13 protein-coding genes and 2 pseudogenes are annotated in these 16,903 nt (G+C 61.5%); 2 read left to right on the plus strand and 13 right to left on the minus strand.

What is annotated here, in order from left to right; genetic code table 11:
- Positions 1-57 precede the first annotated feature (57 nt).
- The 3 genes from GWG67_RS06145 to GWG67_RS06155 form a co-directional block, all read right to left on the minus strand.
- A complete protein-coding gene (locus GWG67_RS06145; protein WP_275168228.1) occupies positions 58-897 on the minus strand; it encodes an AraC family transcriptional regulator in 840 nt (279 codons plus the stop codon).
- Positions 898-1,021: 124 nt separating this feature from the next.
- The gene (locus GWG67_RS06150) at positions 1,022-2,443 is read right to left on the minus strand and encodes a UbiD family decarboxylase (RefSeq protein ID WP_275168229.1); all 1,422 of its coding nucleotides are present in this window, start codon (positions 2,441-2,443) and stop codon (positions 1,022-1,024) included.
- 27 nt (positions 2,444-2,470) lie between these two features.
- Positions 2,471-3,091 (minus strand): UbiX family flavin prenyltransferase, encoded by a 621-nt coding sequence (locus GWG67_RS06155; protein ID WP_275168230.1) that lies wholly within the window; start codon positions 3,089-3,091, stop codon positions 2,471-2,473.
- A gap of 158 nt (positions 3,092-3,249) precedes the next feature.
- Here GWG67_RS06155 and GWG67_RS06160 point away from each other — a divergent pair, with 158 nt between their 5' ends.
- A complete protein-coding gene (locus GWG67_RS06160; protein WP_275168407.1) occupies positions 3,250-4,194 on the plus strand; it encodes a LysR family transcriptional regulator in 945 nt (314 codons plus the stop codon).
- A gap of 210 nt (positions 4,195-4,404) precedes the next feature.
- Positions 4,405-5,445: a tripartite tricarboxylate transporter substrate binding protein gene (locus GWG67_RS06165; protein ID WP_275168231.1), complete on the plus strand. Its 1,041-nt coding sequence runs from the start codon at positions 4,405-4,407 to the stop codon at positions 5,443-5,445.
- Between the two features lie 585 nt (positions 5,446-6,030).
- Here GWG67_RS06165 and GWG67_RS39080 read toward each other — a convergent pair.
- From GWG67_RS39080 to GWG67_RS06220, 10 genes and pseudogenes are all read right to left on the minus strand, one after another.
- Positions 6,031-6,569, minus strand: a pseudogene (locus GWG67_RS39080) (enoyl-CoA hydratase-related protein).
- The gene (locus GWG67_RS06180) at positions 6,536-6,817 is read right to left on the minus strand and encodes a hypothetical protein (RefSeq protein ID WP_275168233.1); all 282 of its coding nucleotides are present in this window, start codon (positions 6,815-6,817) and stop codon (positions 6,536-6,538) included. Before GWG67_RS06180 ends, GWG67_RS39080 begins: the two are co-directional and overlap by 34 nt.
- A gap of 65 nt (positions 6,818-6,882) precedes the next feature.
- Entirely contained in the window at positions 6,883-7,983 is a 1,101-nt protein-coding gene (locus tag GWG67_RS06185; protein ID WP_275168234.1) for an NADH:flavin oxidoreductase, read from the minus strand.
- Positions 7,984-8,053: 70 nt separating this feature from the next.
- Positions 8,054-9,252, minus strand: a pseudogene (locus GWG67_RS06190) (ABC transporter substrate-binding protein).
- A 100-nt stretch (positions 9,253-9,352) separates the two neighbouring features.
- On the minus strand, positions 9,353-10,948 hold the full coding sequence (locus tag GWG67_RS06195; protein ID WP_275168235.1) for a class I adenylate-forming enzyme family protein: 1,596 nt from the start codon (positions 10,946-10,948) through the stop codon (positions 9,353-9,355).
- Positions 10,949-11,340: 392 nt separating this feature from the next.
- On the minus strand, positions 11,341-12,120 hold the full coding sequence (locus GWG67_RS06200; RefSeq protein WP_275168236.1) for an SDR family oxidoreductase: 780 nt from the start codon (positions 12,118-12,120) through the stop codon (positions 11,341-11,343).
- A 92-nt stretch (positions 12,121-12,212) separates the two neighbouring features.
- Positions 12,213-13,034 (minus strand): enoyl-CoA hydratase-related protein, encoded by an 822-nt coding sequence (locus GWG67_RS06205; protein ID WP_275168237.1) that lies wholly within the window; start codon positions 13,032-13,034, stop codon positions 12,213-12,215.
- An 83-nt stretch (positions 13,035-13,117) separates the two neighbouring features.
- Complete coding sequence (locus GWG67_RS06210) at positions 13,118-13,822, minus strand: SDR family NAD(P)-dependent oxidoreductase (RefSeq protein ID WP_275168238.1); 705 nt, start codon at positions 13,820-13,822, stop codon at positions 13,118-13,120.
- A 17-nt stretch (positions 13,823-13,839) separates the two neighbouring features.
- Positions 13,840-16,161: a molybdopterin-dependent oxidoreductase gene (locus GWG67_RS06215; RefSeq protein ID WP_275168239.1), complete on the minus strand. Its 2,322-nt coding sequence runs from the start codon at positions 16,159-16,161 to the stop codon at positions 13,840-13,842.
- 19 nt (positions 16,162-16,180) lie between these two features.
- Positions 16,181-16,801, minus strand: coding sequence for a TetR/AcrR family transcriptional regulator (locus GWG67_RS06220; RefSeq protein ID WP_275168409.1), 621 nt, complete (start codon positions 16,799-16,801; stop codon positions 16,181-16,183).
- Between the last annotated feature and the right edge of the window lie 102 nt (positions 16,802-16,903).

Below are 16,903 nucleotides of genomic sequence, written 5' to 3' on the forward strand. Positions count from 1 at the left end.
CACGACTTACCAAATCGTCTCATTCGAGCGCGTGCAGCGCAATATCAGCCCGCAAGATCAGCCCGCAAGACGCGAGACGTTGCGAAACTCGCGCGGGCTGACGCCGGCATGATCGCGGAAGAAGCGCGTAAAATGCGCCGGCTCCGGAAAGCCGAAACGCTCGCTGAGCTCACCGAGCGGCGTCTCCTCGCGCATCACCGCATCGAGCGCGCGCTCCATGCGGACGACGTTGAGATAGAGCTTTGGCGAGACGCCGAGCGAGGTCTCGAACAGACGGAAGAACTGGGCGCGCGAGAGGCCGGCGCCCTTCACGAACTGATCGACGTTGGCATGGGAATCGTGCGTCCGCATCACGTCCATCACGCGGCGGATGCGCCAGTCGCAGCTCACCGCGCTCATGCCGCGGATCGAGACCGGAAAGCTGCGCCACGGCGTGAAGCGCTCGATCACCGCGATCATGAGATCCGACAGGGTCTGCTCATGGGTGCGCACCGCATCCGGATTCGCCATCATTTCGGCCGCCAAATGCAACGTGAGCTGGCGGATGCGCCGCGATACCTCGCCTGACGGCCGCTCGAAAAAGCCCGGCGCGCCGCTCGCGGCCCAGCCGGGACGGAACTCCTTCAGCCATTCCGGCTCGATGTAGAGCGCCATGATGAGTGTGCGCGGACGGTTGGCGTCGTGCACATAGGCATGCGGCTTCCAGCCGTCGACCAGCACGGCGGCGGTGTCCGTGAGCGGCGTGACCCGGTCGCCGACCAGAAACTGGGTATCGGCGCCCTCGACCTTGAGCAGGACATGGCAGTGATGATGGGCGTGGCGGACCAGCGAACGGTCCATGTCGAGCAGAGCGACCCTGCCGAAAGCGCCATGAGCGATGCGCAGGGCCGTCGACATCAGTTCCTTCCTCCCGGCATTGCGCCCCAAAATGATTGGCTTGTTGGCGCGGCACTATAAGCAGCACCGGCTACATATTCCAACCGCGCACAAGGACGCAAGTTGCTCGCGGGCGGAAACCGGCTCACGTCCGCGTCTCCGCGAGGAGGCGCGCGACCGCGGCGCTCGGGTCAGCTTGCAGAGCGGTGGCCAGATCGACCTCCTCCTCGCCCTTGACGCGGATGCGCTTGAAGGCGAGCTCGGGCGCGCTGACCGGCGCGGTCGCATCGAGGCCCATCTTGGCGCTGATGCCATTGTCGGTGGTCGGATCGAGTTTCGAGCCGAGCGCGCCGGCGACGACCATGAGGTCGCGGTCGGCCTGGAAGCGCGTCGCCACCGCCCATTCGATCTCCTCCGATGAGGAAATGTCGACGTCCTTGTCGACCAAGACCACCTGCTTGATGTCGTAATGCGCGCCGAAGGCGCACATCATGATGTTCTTGGGCTCGCCATCGTTGGTCTTGTCCATTCTGATCGCGAGATGATAGCGGCAGGTGCCGCCGCGCGTGAGGCGGACGTCGAGCACATTTGGAAAACTGCGGCGCAAGTGCTGAAGCAGCGTCGCCTCGCGCGGCACGCCGCCGAGGATGAGATGCTCAAAACCGCCGCCGACGATGGTGTGGAAAATCGGCGCCATGCGATGCGTGATGGCATCAACCTCGATCACCTCGCGATTGGCGCGCGGACCGTAATATTGAGGGAATTCGCCGAACGGACCTTCCGGCTCGCGCACACCCTGCAGAATCCGCCCCTCGATCACGATTTCCGCATGGGCGGGCACTCGCACCGAATTGGTGCGGCATTTGACGACGTCCACGGGCGTGCCGAGCAGCGCGCCCGCAATCGCCATCTCGTCCTCGTCGAGCGCGGCAATCGCTTGCGAAGCCAGCATCAGCGCCGGATGCGCGCCGATCACGATCGCGATCTCCAGCGCCTGTCCCATCTCCTCCGTCATGCGATAATAGGAGAACGTATGCCGCGGCAGCAGCAGCACGCCGATGCGGTTCTTGCTGCTGATCTGGCAGCGGTGGATCGAGACGTTCTGCACGCCGGTCTTGGGATTGCGGGCGATCAGCAGACCGGCGGTGATGTAGGGACCACTGTCGCGCTCATTGTGCTTGGGGACCGGCAGCTGACGGAGCAGATCGACCTCGTCGTGCACGACCTCCTGCACCGGCCCGCTCGCGACCTCATGCGTCGGCAACGGGTTATTCGCCGCGGCCAGGAACCGCGGCAGCAGCTGGTCCTCGGTCACACCGATGGAATCGGCGACCCAGTCGCGACCGGCAAAGAGGTTGGCGACGACGGGAATATCGTGCCCATCGGGGCGCGGAAACAGCACCGCGCTGTCGCGCTCCAGGCGCTTGGCGATTGCGGCGAGCTCGTCAGCCAGCCCAATGCCCTCACGGGCAATCGCAAGCTTGCCGCGTTCGGCGAGATGGGCGAGCCAGGCGCGCAGATCGGCGGGCGAGCTCACACCTTTCGCGGCAACATTCTCCATTCGCATATGACGGTTCTTTCCTTTGTCTCAAAGTCAGGGCGCGATCTTGCGCAGCGACGGCGAGCGGCGCTTGAGCGCTTCATCTTCGCCCCAGCGGCGCACGATTCCGATATCGATGTCGAACAGGTCGAGCACGCGACCGACGGTGTGCTCGACCATGTCGTCGAGATTTTCGGGCTTGGCGTAGAAGGCCGGCACGGGCGGCGCGATCATCGCGCCCATCTCCGAGAGTGCCGTCATCGTCCTGAGATGGCCGGTGTGCAGCGGCGTCTCGCGCACCATCAGCACCAGGCGCCGGCGCTCCTTCAGCACGACATCGGCCGCGCGGGTGAGCAACGTCGTGGTCACGCCCGAGGCGATCTCGGACATCGAGCGCATCGAGCACGGCGCCACGATCATCCCTGCGGTACGGAACGACCCGCTCGAGATCGCCGAAGCCATGTCGTCGATGGCATAGTTGACATTGGCGAGTGCCCTCACCTCCGCGATCTTCAGGTCGGTCTCATAGGCAAAGGTCAGCTCGGCCGTCTTCGACATCACCAGATGGGTCTCGACGCCGGCATTGCGCAGCAGCTGCAGCAGGCGCACGCCATAGGTAACGCCCGAGGCGCCGGAAATGCCGATGATCATCCGCTTGGGCGTTGCGTCCTGCATATTTATGGTTTCGCTCCCGGGGTCACGCGGGTCCGCCGCGAGACTAGGCAATCCCATCCATCATCACAAATAATGATTGATTATATCATTCATCATTCGCGATGATGGTGCGGGGAGCAAGACCGGCGAGGAAGGACGGATCCGTGGAACTCAGGCAGATGCAATATTTCCTGTGCCTGGCCGAGGAGAAGAACGTCACCCGCGCCGCGCGCCAGCTCAACATCGTGCAGCCGGCGCTGAGCATGCAGATCGCGAAGCTCGAGGCCGAACTCGGCCAAAAACTGTTCGACCGCAGCGTCCAGGGTATGACGCTGACCAGCGCCGGCGAGGTATTGGTGCGGCTGACGGCACCGATCGTGCGCGATGCCGAGTATGCGCGGCAGGAGATGGCCCAGCTCGGCGGCCGCATCTCGGGCCGCGTCTCGGTCGGCCTCATTACCTCGGTGGCGCAGAGCACCATGGCGAGTTCGTCGGCGACCGTCGCCAGCCGCTATCCCGAGATCACGCTGTCGGCCTGCGAGGGCTATACCGAGACGCTGGTCGATTGGGTCAACACCGGTCAGCTCGATTTCGCGCTGATCAACGTGCCGCGCCGGAAAACGCCCCTCGCCGCGCATCACGTGATGGACGAGGAGATGGTGTTTGCCTATCGGAAGGACAGCCCGAACAGGCCGCCAGCCAAGCTGCGCTTCGACCACATCGCGAGGTTCGATCTGGTGCTGCCGTCGAAGCGTCACGGCCTGCGACTCATCCTCGACGAGCACGCCGCCGCCGCCGGCATTGACCTGAGGCCGCGGCTCGAGCTCGACACCCTGCCCGCGCTCTGCGACGTAATCGCGACCACCGATTTCGTTACGGTTTTGCCAACCATCGCGCTCCGGCAATCGCTTGCGAGCGGGACCATCCGGGCCCATCGCTTCGACGAACAAAGGATCGTGCGTTCGATCGCCTGGGTGCATCATCCGCGGCGCGCGGTGTCGGTCGCGGCCAAAGCCGTGCTCGACGTCATCAGCCACGATCTGGCACAGGCCGCAGCAGTGGTGAGAGAGTTCGTAGAGCCCGCTTCCAGCGGCAGACGGCCACGCAGGAAGACGATTTCCTGAATTCCGAACGCCGCTCGGACAAGATGTCGCGCTCATCCTAAAATGAGACGGGTTGGTAAGTTTCGAGACGAGCCAGCATGACGGTCACGTCAAGTCGCTGATTACGGTCCAGGCGCAGAAAATCGCGGCCTTGCGCTCCTCCCGGACTATTCTTGTCACGGACGCTCCCAAGGTTCGCAGAACAAGACACGTCGGGAGATTCGGTCCGAGATGGCAAGGTTCGGTCACAGCAAGATCACGGGCGGCACCAGGCGGCACGTTGAGGGATTTCATCCTGACCGCAGGTCTCTGCTCTCGCTCGGCGTAGGCGCGGCTCTCTCCGCCACCGGACTGCATCCTGCGCAAGCGCAAGACTATCCCGCGCGTCCAATCCAGGTGCTCGTGCCCTTCGCCGGCGGCAGCGCCAGCGACGTCATCACGCGCATCCTTCTCAACCGCATGTCGACGTCATTGGGACAAGCCTTCGTGGTGGACAATCGCCCTGGCGCCGGCGGCAATATCGGCACGGCGGCCGCGGCGCATGCTGCCGCGGACGGGTACACGTTGCTGATGAGCACGTCCGGCCCACTGGCTGCGAACAAGTCTCTCTATAAGGAGCTTCCCTACGAACCGCTGAAGGATCTCGCCCCGATCGGCCTGTTCGCGGCGCTACCGAATGTTGTCGTGATCAATTCGAGGCTGCCGCCGAAATCCCTGCGCGAGCTGATCGAATACGCCAAGGAGCACCCTCGGGAGCTGAACTACGGAACGGTCGGCGTCGGCTCGTCGCAGCACCTGGCGGCCGCCTATTTCGAGCAGCTCACCGGCACCGAGATCACGCACGTTCCCTATCGCAACATCGCCGCATACACGCCGGACTTCATCGCGGGTCAGGTCCCGCTCGGCTTCCAGCTGCTGCCGAACGTCATCGGCCTGATCCGGAACGGCGATGCGCGTCCGCTCGCGGTCGCCAGCGACAAGCGCATGACGGCCCTGCCGGACGTGCCAACCGCAGCCGAGGCCGGCCTGAAGGATTACGAAAGTGCCGCTTGGTTAGCGCTGCTTGCTCCGGCGAATACGGACAAGACTGTCATCGACAAGCTCTACAAAGCCATGGTCGAAGCCGTGAACGATCCGAAGGTGCGCGCCCTCTTCGTCGAACAAGGGGCCGAGCCGCTGGTGATGGACCCGCAAGGTCTGAAGGATTTTATGACCTTGGAGGCCGCGAAATGGGCGACGATCATCAAAAAGATTGGCATCGAGCCGATGTGAATCGGAGGCTTCGCCTCGCGTGGCTACGGCCGTTTTGCACGCTATAATGCGCCATATTACTCTGCCCGCGGAAGCACGTGGAATCCACACACCGATCGGGGTTTAGTGGAAGCCGCAACTCGGGTCGACGCTATGAGAGGAAGTGCGAACATTCTCGCCAAACACGCCAAATTGCGCGGCAGCCGCCGACGACCACACAACTCCCACTTTATCATTTCGAACGCGGCTTCGTCGTTGATTTGCAAGCAAAATTCTCCACGCGTCACGGACAACCCCCGACGATATACCCGCTGCGATTTTTCGGTCTTGAATTCACAGAAAAATTCGAGCCGCTCGCAGCGCTGGCGGTCCGGGTACCTATCGGGGTCAATCGACTGATCGGCTCTGCCTAGGTAGCGAAGATGGCAGTGCGCGTACTGGCGCGGTGTAAATTCAAATACCGTCAGAGATTGGAAAGGCGCTCGGCCGCTCGCTCGGTCCGCACAGACAAAGGCGTTCTTGCCGAGAAGATGAATATTCCCTTGATGCCGCTGCCGTCGACCTCGCCGACCCACAAACAGACGTCTATCGGTGTGGCCAGCGGGATTATTTTCCGCGGAACACCGCCGGGCGACGCTCCACGAAAGACTGGATGCCTTCTTTCATGTCTTCGCTGCTGAAAACGCGGTGCTTGATCTTGGGGATATAATCGATCGCCGCTCTTTCGCCAGCCTCAATGTACTTCAGGGCGGCCTCTTTGGTTACCTGAATGCCGATCGGAGCGTTCTTGGCGATCAGACCAGCAATTTCCATCGCGCGGGGAATCTGCTGACCAGGAGCGACGACTTCCTGAACAAACCCGATTTTGTACGCCCGCGCCGCGCTGAACTCGTCGCACAAGAACAGGTGATACATCGCATCCCCCCATCCTGCCCGCGTCACGTACCGGAATGGGCGCCACCGAGCGGCGCGATCCCGCGCTTGGATTCCATTTGGCAGAACCGGGCGTCGTCGGTGGCCACAACGATGTCGCCGGCCAGAATCATTTCGATGCCAATCGTGAAACAGATCCCCTGCACGGCCGTCACGATCGGCTTACGACACCGGCTTTTCAGCGCGAACGCATCGATGTTGCCGGGCTTGATCTCGGTATTTCGGCCGTGGGTCCGAAGAACTTCGGCATATCAAGGCCTGCCGTGAAGTCCGGGCCGTCGGCGCAGAGCACACCGACCCAATAGTCGTCGGTGCGGTCGAGAAGCGTCATCGCATCCGACATCTGAGCCATCATCTGCGGGCTGAAAGAATTCCTCTTGGCCACGTTGCCGATGACGATCTTGAACACATGCCCATGCACCACGGTACGGATCTGACCGACTTGCGTCGTCTCGATCATTTGCTAGTCTCCGAATGCTCGTAGGCAACTGCGCGACGTTGCGCAGGATTAACCTGTCAATTTGCTCAGCTCAGCGCCGCAAACGCAGTCCGTTCAAAAGCCATCAGTTCTTCCGTCCGTCCGTCGCGTATCTTCAGCAGCCACTGCGGATCCTGAAGCAGCGCCCGCCCCGCCGCGACGAGATCGAACTCCTCGCGATCGAGGCGGCGGATCAACTCGTCGAGGGATGCCGGACGGGAGCTCTCTCCGCCGTACGCTGCGATGAACTCGCCGGTCAGGCCGACCGATCCGACCGAGATCGTCGGCACACCCGTCACCTTCTTGGCCCACCCCGCGAAGTTCAAATCCGAGCCATCAAACTCGGGCTCCCAGAAGCGCCGCTGTGAGCAATGCAGAACGTCAACTCCGGCGTCGACCAATGGTCTTAGCCACTCTTCCAGCGCCCGAGGCGTGTCGGCGAGCTTCACCTCATAGTCCTGCTGCTTCCACTGGCTGATCCGCAGCAGTATCGGATAGTCTGGTCCCACGGCTTGGCGCACCGCGTGGACGATATCAGCGGCAAACCGGGCCCGGCCTGGCAGATCCTTGCCTCCATAGGCATCCTCGCGGCGATTGGTACCTTCCCAAAAGAACTGGTCGATCAGATAACCGTGCGCCCCATGCAATTCGACGGCATCAAACCCCAGGCGCCTCGCGGCAAGCGCGGCATCGGCGAACGCGCGAATAGCGTCCGCGATATCCTCTTCGCTCATCGGCTCCCCGAACTTCTTCTCGGGTCGAGCCAGACCAGACGGGCTGTCGTAGGCTGCAGGAGGCGACCAATTCTGGGCACGCGTGCGGACGGCCCCGACGTGCCATAGCTGCGGCGCCATGAGGCCCCCCGCACCATGCACCTCGTCTACCACGCGCCGCCACCCGGCCAACTCCTTCTCGCCATGAAAGCGGGGAACATTCGGATCGTTCAGGGATGCCGGACGATCCACGCCGGTCCCCTCCGATATGATGAACCCAACTGCTCCTTCGGCACGGCGGCGGTAATACTGCGCGACGTCTTCGGTTGGAATTCCGCCCGGCGAAAACGAGCGGGTCATCGGCGCCATCACGACCCGGTTCGGCAGGTTCAGGCCTTTCAGCTTGAAAGGCCGGAAAAGAACGTCGCTGGACATTGGTCCTCCATAGTTCGGCTGGTCGCCTTGCGGGCGCAGATCACCCGCATTGCGCCTTCAAACGGCCAATTCACTTGGTCTCGGCGCTGAGTACGTTACCGAATTGCTCCCACGTGGTGCCATTCCAACGCTGCAGTTGCAGCTGAGTGTACGCCATGCTGCTTTCCGGGCCCGTGTTGATCGTAGCGCCCGGCATGAGAGTGGGAAGCGACAGCCCGCGTATGCTCCGCGATTGCTTGACGATATTCTCGCGTGAGAGATCGTTGCCGCACTGCTTGAGCACCTGCTCCAGGATCTGTCCCTGCTGGGTACCAAACAGATAATTGTTATCGCCAATATCGGCGCCCGGCAGGTATTTGGCAAAGAAGTCGCGGTACCACTTCATGCCGGGATCGTCGGCCCACTTCTTGTCATTCGGGTCCTTGAAGATGGTCGCAGCGACTATGCCTATGGCCTTCTCCGGTCCCGCCGGGACGATGGTCGACGACACGGAGCTCGAAACGAGATTGATCAGGAACAGCGGCTTCCAACCGATCTCGTCGACTTTCTTGATGGCCTGCGCTGCGAATTTTGGCGTGCCGGCCACCAAAAAGGCCTCTGCGCCTGACGACTTCAGCGACACGACGTGAGAATCAATGGTCGGCTCGGTCACCTCGTAGGAGGACACGACGACTTTCTTGTCGAAATCGTCCTTCAGGTAGCCCTTGAATGCGTTGACGAAGTCCTTACCCAAATCGTCGTTCTGATACAGGATGGCAATCTTCGCGTCCGGACGGGTCTGGGTGATGTACTTCGCGTAGATCCGTCCCTCGGTGTCGTAGCTCGGCAATCCAGTCGTGGTCATCGGAAATTCAGCGAAATTCGTGAATTTGGTGACTCCGCTCACGACAAACAGATGGGGTACTTTCTTCGCGTTGACGTACCTGATGGTGGCGCTGATGCCGGGCGTGCCCAACGGACCGAACAGGAAGGCAACCTCATCGCTCTCGATGAGTTTTCTGGTCTGCTCTACCGTCTTGGGAGGGCTGTAACCATCATCGTAGGTGCGAGATTGATTTTCCGTCCGTTGATGCCGCCACGCTCGTTGAGCGAATTGACGTAGGCGATCATGCCCTTTCCGGTGTTGCCGAGCGGGGAGGCGGGGCCGCTAAACGGAAAGGTCGCCCCTATCTTCACCTCGGATTCGGTGACCCCCGGCGTTTCCGCACGAGCCGACGCGCCCCCTACAGATACCGCGAGCGCAGTCGCAATGATGATCTTCCCAAACATCGACATCTCTCCTCCCGGCGACGGCTCGCGCCGCTTCTCGATTTCTTCTCCCAGCGATCCAAGCTTGTTCTGAACGCCCTGGTTATCTTCCCTGCATGCGTCAGACCGCAGCCGCCACATCGGACCTGGTTGCGACCGCCGGCGCGGTCGCCATCTCGCGCAATTTGTGTTTGAGTATCTTGCCGGTGGAGGCCGATGGCAGAGCCTCGAGCACGATCACCTCGGTCGGACGCTTGTACGATGCGAGCTGTTGAGCCGAGTACGACTTCAGGTCCTCGGCGCTGAGGCGTGCGCCGGGAAGAAGCTGCACGAACGCGACGACCTCCTCGTTGCCGTCGACCGATCGTCCAACGACGGCCGATTGCACAACCTTGTCGTGCGAGTTCAGCACAGCCTCCACCTCGGCGGGGTAAACGTTGAAGCCGGAGCGGATGATCAGTTCCTTGGTGCGGCCGGCGATATACAGATGCCCCTCGCCGTTGACCCGGGCGAGGTCCCCCGTGTTGAACCATCCCTGGTGGTCGATCGCGGCCGCCGTCAATTCCGGAGCGCGATAGTAGCCGAGCATTACATTGGGGCCCCGGACGTGCAATTCGCCGACCTCACCGGTCGCGACTTTGTTGCCTTGCATGTCCACGATCCGGTGCTCGATACCGGGAAGAAAGGGGCCAACTGACTCGTCTGTGACAGGATGCTCTGAACGGACACCCGACAAGCCCGGAGAGCATTCGGTGATGCCGTAATTGTTCAAGAGCGGGATTCCAAACTCGTCCTCGATCCGCTTTTTCAGATCGAGGTCGAGGGGAGCGCCGGCGACCGACATGAGCCGCAACCTGCCCCGTTCGAGCCGTTGGATACACTTGACAGCCTTGTATTCTAGCAAACGCTGATATGTGGCGGGCACGCCGAACAGGCTCGTAATACCCTCCTCGGCTATGGCATGTGCCAGCGCAGCCGGGTCGGCCTTGGCTACGACGTGCAGGGTGCTGCCATGCATCAGCGTTGCAATCAGCAGAATCGAATAGCCGACGATGTGGGACATTGGCAGCACACCATAGATGCGGTCGGCCGGATCGTTCTTGCGCAGCAGCCCCGAAAGCCTCCCGGTGAAGAGGAGGTTGCGGTGGCTCAACATGACTCCCTTCGGGGCACCGGTCGTGCCCGATGTGTAAAGAAGACCCGCAATCTGCCGCGCGCCATCCTTCTCGACCGGCTCCGGCTTCGCATCGGCATTGAGAGGACCGATGCCAATTCCGCCAAACGGCCCCACGGCGCTGATCTTGGCCCCGATGCGGCTGGCGTGATTGGCGGCTTCCTTCGAGAGCGCCGCGTTGAACAGCACGCGCCTGGCGCCGCTGTGCGTGCCGATCTGGTCGATCTCCCGGGCCGAGAGGCGGGGATTGACCGCGATGCCCCACGCATCGAGCTTGCTGGTCGCAAAGAGCATCGCGCCCAGAGCCACGCTGTTCTCGCTCGCAATCATCACGCGATCGCCGGGCCTGATCCCCAAACCGGAAAGATCGTTCGCCGCAGCGTCGACGGCTTCCGAGAACTGGCGGTAACTCCACGAACGCCCGCCTTCCACGAAGGCCGGATGATCCGGGATGTCCCGCACGAAGGGCGCGTAGACCTCGTGTACCCTGGACGGCAGTCCATCCAGCAACTCGGCCGCAGTGATATCGTCCACGCTCCTCATGCCGTCCTCCCTGGTGCTGTGTTTTTGAGAGCGCAGAGCGGCCCGCTTCGAACGGGAGGGTCCGCACTGTCACTCCATCTGCCGATCAGTAAATCGTTCCAAAACAGAACTGTCAACACGAACGACTGTGCAACACGCCTCAGATACCAGTTCTGTTGGTGCAATGCCATAATTCCTATTTGGAATTTTTATCTCTCGGCGGAGATCGTTCGGTGAATCCGCAAGGTGGCACCGGCTCGAAAGAGCAGAGTGCCCGTTCGAACGGAGCTGCGGTGATCAGTGCTCGGAGTCTGCTGATCCTGGTTCCAACGCTTGCGCTACCGCTCAGGTTTGAGAAGCTTCTGTCGGGACTTGGCATGCGTTCGTCGGGTTGAGAGTTCGCGCCTCCAGACTCACCATTTCTCGACCCACGGCCGGAGCACGACTTCGAACGCCCAGGTCGACCGATGCTGCCGATGAAGCTGCAGATAGGTTTTCGCGATGTGGTCGGGGTCGGCCATATTGTCCTCGACAGTCGTCCCTGCCAGCCGATGCGCGCGAGTGCCGTCCTCCTGGGTCCAGCCGATCGCGGCGTCGATCGGCACACTCGCTATGTGGACGCCCTGCGGCATCAGTTCTCTTGCCATGCTTTGCGCGAGTGCGGACTTGGCATGACATGCCATTGCAAACGCGCCACTTGAGGGGAAGCCCTTGAGCGCCGCGCTGGCGTTCGTGAAGATGATCGTTCCTCTCGCGCCGTTGCCGTCGGGTTCATTTCCGAGCATGAGCCGAGCTGCTTGTTGACCGACCAAAAACGCGCTGAACGCCGCGTTTCGAAGGGTTGCGAGCACCATGACCGGGTCGGCTTCGATCACGTTCTTGCGGAAAATGCCGGGAACCCGGCCGTCGATGTTGTGAACGACAAGCCTTGGCGTTCCGATGTCTTGAACGACATTATCGAACAGCCGTGCCACGGCTGCCGGTTCGCTTGCATCGCAGGCGTACCGGCGCACGCCAGACGTCTTCTCGAGAGTTTCAAGCACCGCTTTTTCGGGATTCCTGGCTGCAACACCGACACGCATGCCGCTTTCCGCGAACAGCCTGGCGCAACTCGAGCTGATACCCGGGCCGCCGCCGACAATGAGAGCAACAAGCTGGGCGGAAGTCTGGGTGTCGCGGTTGGATTGAGTCATGTTACTGCCTCCGATGCGTTTGGTGACCTATTGCTTCACTGCAGTGACGACATTGTCCTTCGCGCCCGGCATCGCAATTCACTCAGCGGGTTTCACCTGTAACTGGGAGAACGTTTCTCAATGAAAGCTCGCACGGCTTCGGCGTGTTGCGTAGTCCCTGCCGCAAGTACCATCCGCTCGGCCTCCTGATCCAATGACGTCAGGAAATCAGCCGACAGCGCAAGATCCAGATTATCCTTGATAGAGGCAAATGCGCTCCCCGGACCGTTCGCCAACATCCTTGCCACTGCAAATGCTTCCTGTTGCAGTTCAGAATCGGACACCACGCGATTTACCAGCCCCAGTGCCTCACAACGGCGTGCATCGAGCCGTTCGGACAAATACATGAGTTCGCGAGCACGCGACGTTCCGGCCAACCGGGTCAATAGCCACGAAATGCCGTAATCGCCGGTCAGCGCAATCTTGGCGTACCCAGTCGTCATGATGGCGGATTCGGCTGCAATACGAATGTCACAAGCGAGCGCGATGGCAAGTCCGGCGCCAGCCGCCGCTCCCGGCAAAGCCGCGATGGTGGGCTTGCGCACCGAGACAAGTACGCCGGTGAGGGTTCGCTGACGATCCCTTAATCGCTCGACCTTCTCGCTGACTGACATGGCCGGTGCTGCAGTGTTGCTGCCCATCCCTTTGACGTCGCCGCCCGAACAGAAGGCGGTACCCGCGCCGGTAATCAGCAATGCTCCGACGTCCGGATCGTCACCGTTGCGCTTGATCATCCGACGCAACGCCGGCGTGAGATGATCGGACAGCGAATTTCGTGCCGCCGGTCGGTTCAAAGTGATCACGGCGACGCGGTCCCGAATCACACACAGCAGTTCGTCCGTTCCGGTATCGATTGAGATTGATTCATCCGCCATGTCATGTCCTTTCAAGTTTCGCGCAGAGCTCTCCAAATGACGAAGCGCGCACTACGGGTGATCGTTCTCGCGTCAGCCAGGGACTACCAATTTTCGCGGAATGGCCGCAGCTCGGTAAGAAACGACCAGGCCGATCGGCCCTGACCGTAGAGATGAAATAGTTCTTCAGCGATCGCTTCAGGCCTGATGAAAACTTCATCTGGTTTGTCGCTCATCCGCGCGCGCATACGAGGGGTGTCGATCACGGCGTCGATGAGGACATAAAAGACGTGGACGCCGAGAGGTCCCACCTCACGCGCAATCGATTCAGCCAGAATGCGCTGCGCCGCCTTTGTCGGCGCGAAGCCGGCGAAATTGGCTTTGCCCCGGATCGACGACGTGTTTCCGGTCACCAGGATAGCGCCCTTGCCTCGGTCGATCATGTCAGGAGCCACTTCGCGCGCGAGGTACAACAAGCCCATTACGTTGACCTCGAAATTGCCCTTGAGCATCTTCGGATCGATCTCGCGAAAACTGCCCCAGCCGCCTCCTACTGCGTTGTGAATGAGAACCTCGGCCGCGCCAAAGCGGTGCTTTATATCGCAGACCGCGGCATGCACTTGGCCCTCATCTGAGACGTCGCAGGTCACCGCGTGCACGTCCGGGAGCTCTTGCGCAAGGCGATTGATGAGCTCCGCTGATCGAGCGAGCGCCATGACACGGAACCCGCCAGCGGAGAAGCGCCTGACGATGGCAGCTCCCGTGCCGGGCCCCACCCCCGTCACGATCGCGATCGGTTTCTCGGTCATTTGACGCTCCCTTCGAGCTATTGTGCGGCTGCTCTCATATGAATTCGCTCGGACTGCGACTGATAGGCGGCCGCTTCCTGCGCAGACACCAGGGCCAGACGAACCGCAACATTCTTGTGGTAGGGCGTACCGGCAATGGGATCGCGGTTACCACTCTCTGTGAGCAGATTGATACGTGGCCCGTTGATCAGTCGCTCTCCGTCGGACGCGGGGTACGCCTGACCGTAGCCGTGCGGGAGCGCGAGCTGCCCATTCCGCATGCCGTCGTCGACCTTACAGCGCACCACGAGCCGCCCGACCATCGACTCAACGGCGACCCAGTCGCCATCCTTCGCGCCCAACTCGCTCAAGTCGCTCGAATTGATCAACAAGGCGCCGTCCGGATCTTCGCGACGCCACGCGGGATCGCGAAAGATCTGGTTGGCATTGAACATACGGCGGCCACCAGCCGCCAGCATGAACGGGAACTCCTTTGGCGCGCCCGCGGCTTGCGGATCGAGACGCGCCAACCATTCCAACATCTGCGGGACGACCAGCCGGACCTTGCGATCCGAATGGCCGATCAATGACCAGACCTCGTCATAGTCGTGGCGTGTAATGGCCGTGCCCTGCCGGGCGGACACGATCGTATCGAACAGGAGGTCGCCGAGCTGATCATCCGCCACGTCGTCCGATGCGCCGATCGCCCGCCGCACCGCTTGCGGTGTTCGTTTCGCGCAAGCCAGTGCCGCGCTCCACATAGGCGCCGCGGCCGCCGTACCATCCGGAAGCGTCTGCCCCAGCGTATGGTAGAGCACAAGGGCAGGCACTGCCGCAGGGTTTTCCCCGATGAAAGCACGAAAGGCCGCGGCGAATTCCGGTCGCGAGCGCCGTGCTATCTCGCGCAGCGGCGCGAGCACATTATCGCCCGGCAGAAGCCCCAGGGCGACGGCCAGCCGCGTGTAGATCTCAGGCTCCGGCAAGGTGCCGGCAAGCGGCGGCAAGGCAGCCGCACGAACCTGGAAATAGTTCGTCGGAAACTCGAAGTTGAACAGGGTAAACTCTGTCTTCTCAAATTGCGAAGACGCCGGGAGAACGTAGTGCGCGAGCCGCGCGGTTTCGGTCATCGCAACGTCGACCACGACGCATAGGTCGAGCGAGCGTAACGCACGTTCTACCGCCTCGGTGTTTGCCGCCGTATTGGCAGGGTTGGAACTGTCGATCCAGACGCAACACAACCGGTCGGGATGGTCATTGAGCACCGCTTCAGGGAAGATGTTGGGAGGCAACAGGCCCCCAATAATCGCGTCGCCAGTCGGCGCGAACGTCTGGTTCGGTGAATTGCCCCACAGAGGTTGAAGCCAGCTATGCAAATGGTTTGTACCTTTTCGGCCGAAATTTCCGGAAAGCATGATCAAGAGCTTCTCGAGATAGGAGTTGAGTGTCGAGTTGATGCCTTGCTGAATGCCGAGCTCGACCCGCACCACCATGGCCTTCGCGGCCGCAATCATCGCGGCGCAACGCTCCAGATCCGCAATCGAGATATCGGCAGCGGCGGCCCATTCTTCGACAGGGATGTTCAGCAGCGCCTGCTTCACGTCCGCGAAGCCGATCGTGTGCTCCTGAATGAAGGCATGGTCGATCCTGTCGGAACGGATTAGCGTTGCCAGCAATGCGCCAAGGAGAAACGAGTCGGTGCCGGGGCGGACCGCGAGATGCAGATCCGCCATTTCCGCGGTTTCGGTTCGCCGGGGATCAATGACGATCAGCTTGCGTTCGGGATCCTTGCGAATTTGATTGAGATGATCGCGCGCATTGGGGAAGCCGTGGGCGATCCACGGATTTGCACCGATGACAAGCAGAAGATCGCAATGATGGACATCCTCGGCGGTGTGACACGTCTGGCTGCCGAACATGTGGCCATTGACCCAGAAGTCGCCGGTCTTCTCCTGCGAAAGGGCGTTGAACACGCTGCGCGAACCCAGCGCGCGCAATAATCCGCTGGCATAGGCGCCGCCGGCGTGGTTGCCCTGCCCGCCACCGCCGTAAAGGGCAATAGTCTTTCCGCCATGCTTGTCCACGATCTCGCGCAGCCGCGCCGCGATTTCCGCGATCGCCACGTCCCACTCGATTTCGTCGAAGCCTCCGTCCGCGCGCCGACGTAACGGCTTGGTCAGCCGATCCTTGTGATGGGCATAATAGGGAATCCGGGTCGCCTTGTTGCAGAGATAGCCCTGTGATTTCGGGCTCGAACGGTCGCCTCGCACTTTCTCGAGGCGCTCGTTGTTCACGAACACCTCGATCCCGCAATTGATGTAACACAGGTTGCAGGCTGTTTTGAGCCACTTGCCGGCCGTCATCGTGACCTCCCTGGTATTGTTATTTGTCGCAGCGCATCGTCGTTGTCGCCCGACGCCGAGGCTTTTGAGTCCGGCCACTGGCAGTCATGCGTCCCGCAGCGAGAATTCCGTCGGAAAGCTTCCCAGCACCAACAGCACGCGACAGCACGATTGATCCAACCAACGTTGCGATAGCGCCGGTCGCGATTTGGCGGGCCTGTCGAGGCGGCTGATCGGGAAGCAGTTCGACAAAGACGTCGATCATCTTCTCCAGCTTGTCGGCAAACGCCTGCTGCTCGCTCGAGCCCGATCGAGCGATATCGACAGCCAGGGTTGGAAGGGCGCAACCATGTTTGGGATTGTCTCGATGCCGCGGACTCAGATAGTCGGCAATCAAGGTCTCGAAGCGTTCGCCGTTGGCCGTGTCGTGCGTCAGCTTTTTCCAGCGCTCGGTCGTTTGGTCCATTGCAAAGGCGATCGCCTCGCCAACAAGCGCCTCACGCGACTCGAAATGATTGTAGAAGCCGCCATGCGTCAGACCCGCAAGCTTCATCAAATCGATGACGCTAAGCCCTTTGGCGCCCTTCTGGCGCAAACCGTAAGAGGCATTTTCGACTATCCGACGGTGAGTCCGACGCCTGTGGTTTTCTCCGTAGCGCATCGCCACTCCGTTGCAAGCTCCCAAGAGGACCGGCTGTGCAACCGTACTCGCCCCCGGAACAATTCTGGAACCGCGCTTCCTTGAAGCCTGCGGCAGGATTTC

Source organism: Bradyrhizobium sp. CSS354, assembly GCF_029051725.1.
GTDB lineage: Bacteria > Pseudomonadota > Alphaproteobacteria > Rhizobiales > Xanthobacteraceae > Bradyrhizobium.

Coding starts and splice junctions, on each gene's coding strand:
- GWG67_RS06145 (WP_275168228.1), bottom strand. CDS start 897: ATGTCGACGGCCCTGCGCATCGCTCATGGCGCTTTCGGCAGGGTCGCT.
- GWG67_RS06150 (WP_275168229.1), bottom strand. CDS start 2,443: ATGCGAATGGAGAATGTTGCCGCGAAAGGTGTGAGCTCGCCCGCCGAT.
- GWG67_RS06155 (WP_275168230.1), bottom strand. CDS start 3,091: ATGCAGGACGCAACGCCCAAGCGGATGATCATCGGCATTTCCGGCGCC.
- GWG67_RS06160 (WP_275168407.1), top strand. CDS start 3,250: ATGCAATATTTCCTGTGCCTGGCCGAGGAGAAGAACGTCACCCGCGCC.
- GWG67_RS06165 (WP_275168231.1), top strand. CDS start 4,405: ATGGCAAGGTTCGGTCACAGCAAGATCACGGGCGGCACCAGGCGGCAC.
- GWG67_RS06180 (WP_275168233.1), bottom strand. CDS start 6,817: ATGATCGAGACGACGCAAGTCGGTCAGATCCGTACCGTGGTGCATGGG.
- GWG67_RS06185 (WP_275168234.1), bottom strand. CDS start 7,983: ATGTCCAGCGACGTTCTTTTCCGGCCTTTCAAGCTGAAAGGCCTGAAC.
- GWG67_RS06195 (WP_275168235.1), bottom strand. CDS start 10,948: ATGAGGAGCGTGGACGATATCACTGCGGCCGAGTTGCTGGATGGACTG.
- GWG67_RS06200 (WP_275168236.1), bottom strand. CDS start 12,120: ATGACTCAATCCAACCGCGACACCCAGACTTCCGCCCAGCTTGTTGCT.
- GWG67_RS06205 (WP_275168237.1), bottom strand. CDS start 13,034: ATGGCGGATGAATCAATCTCAATCGATACCGGAACGGACGAACTGCTG.
- GWG67_RS06210 (WP_275168238.1), bottom strand. CDS start 13,822: ATGACCGAGAAACCGATCGCGATCGTGACGGGGGTGGGGCCCGGCACG.
- GWG67_RS06215 (WP_275168239.1), bottom strand. CDS start 16,161: ATGACGGCCGGCAAGTGGCTCAAAACAGCCTGCAACCTGTGTTACATC.
- GWG67_RS06220 (WP_275168409.1), bottom strand. CDS start 16,801: ATGCGCTACGGAGAAAACCACAGGCGTCGGACTCACCGTCGGATAGTC.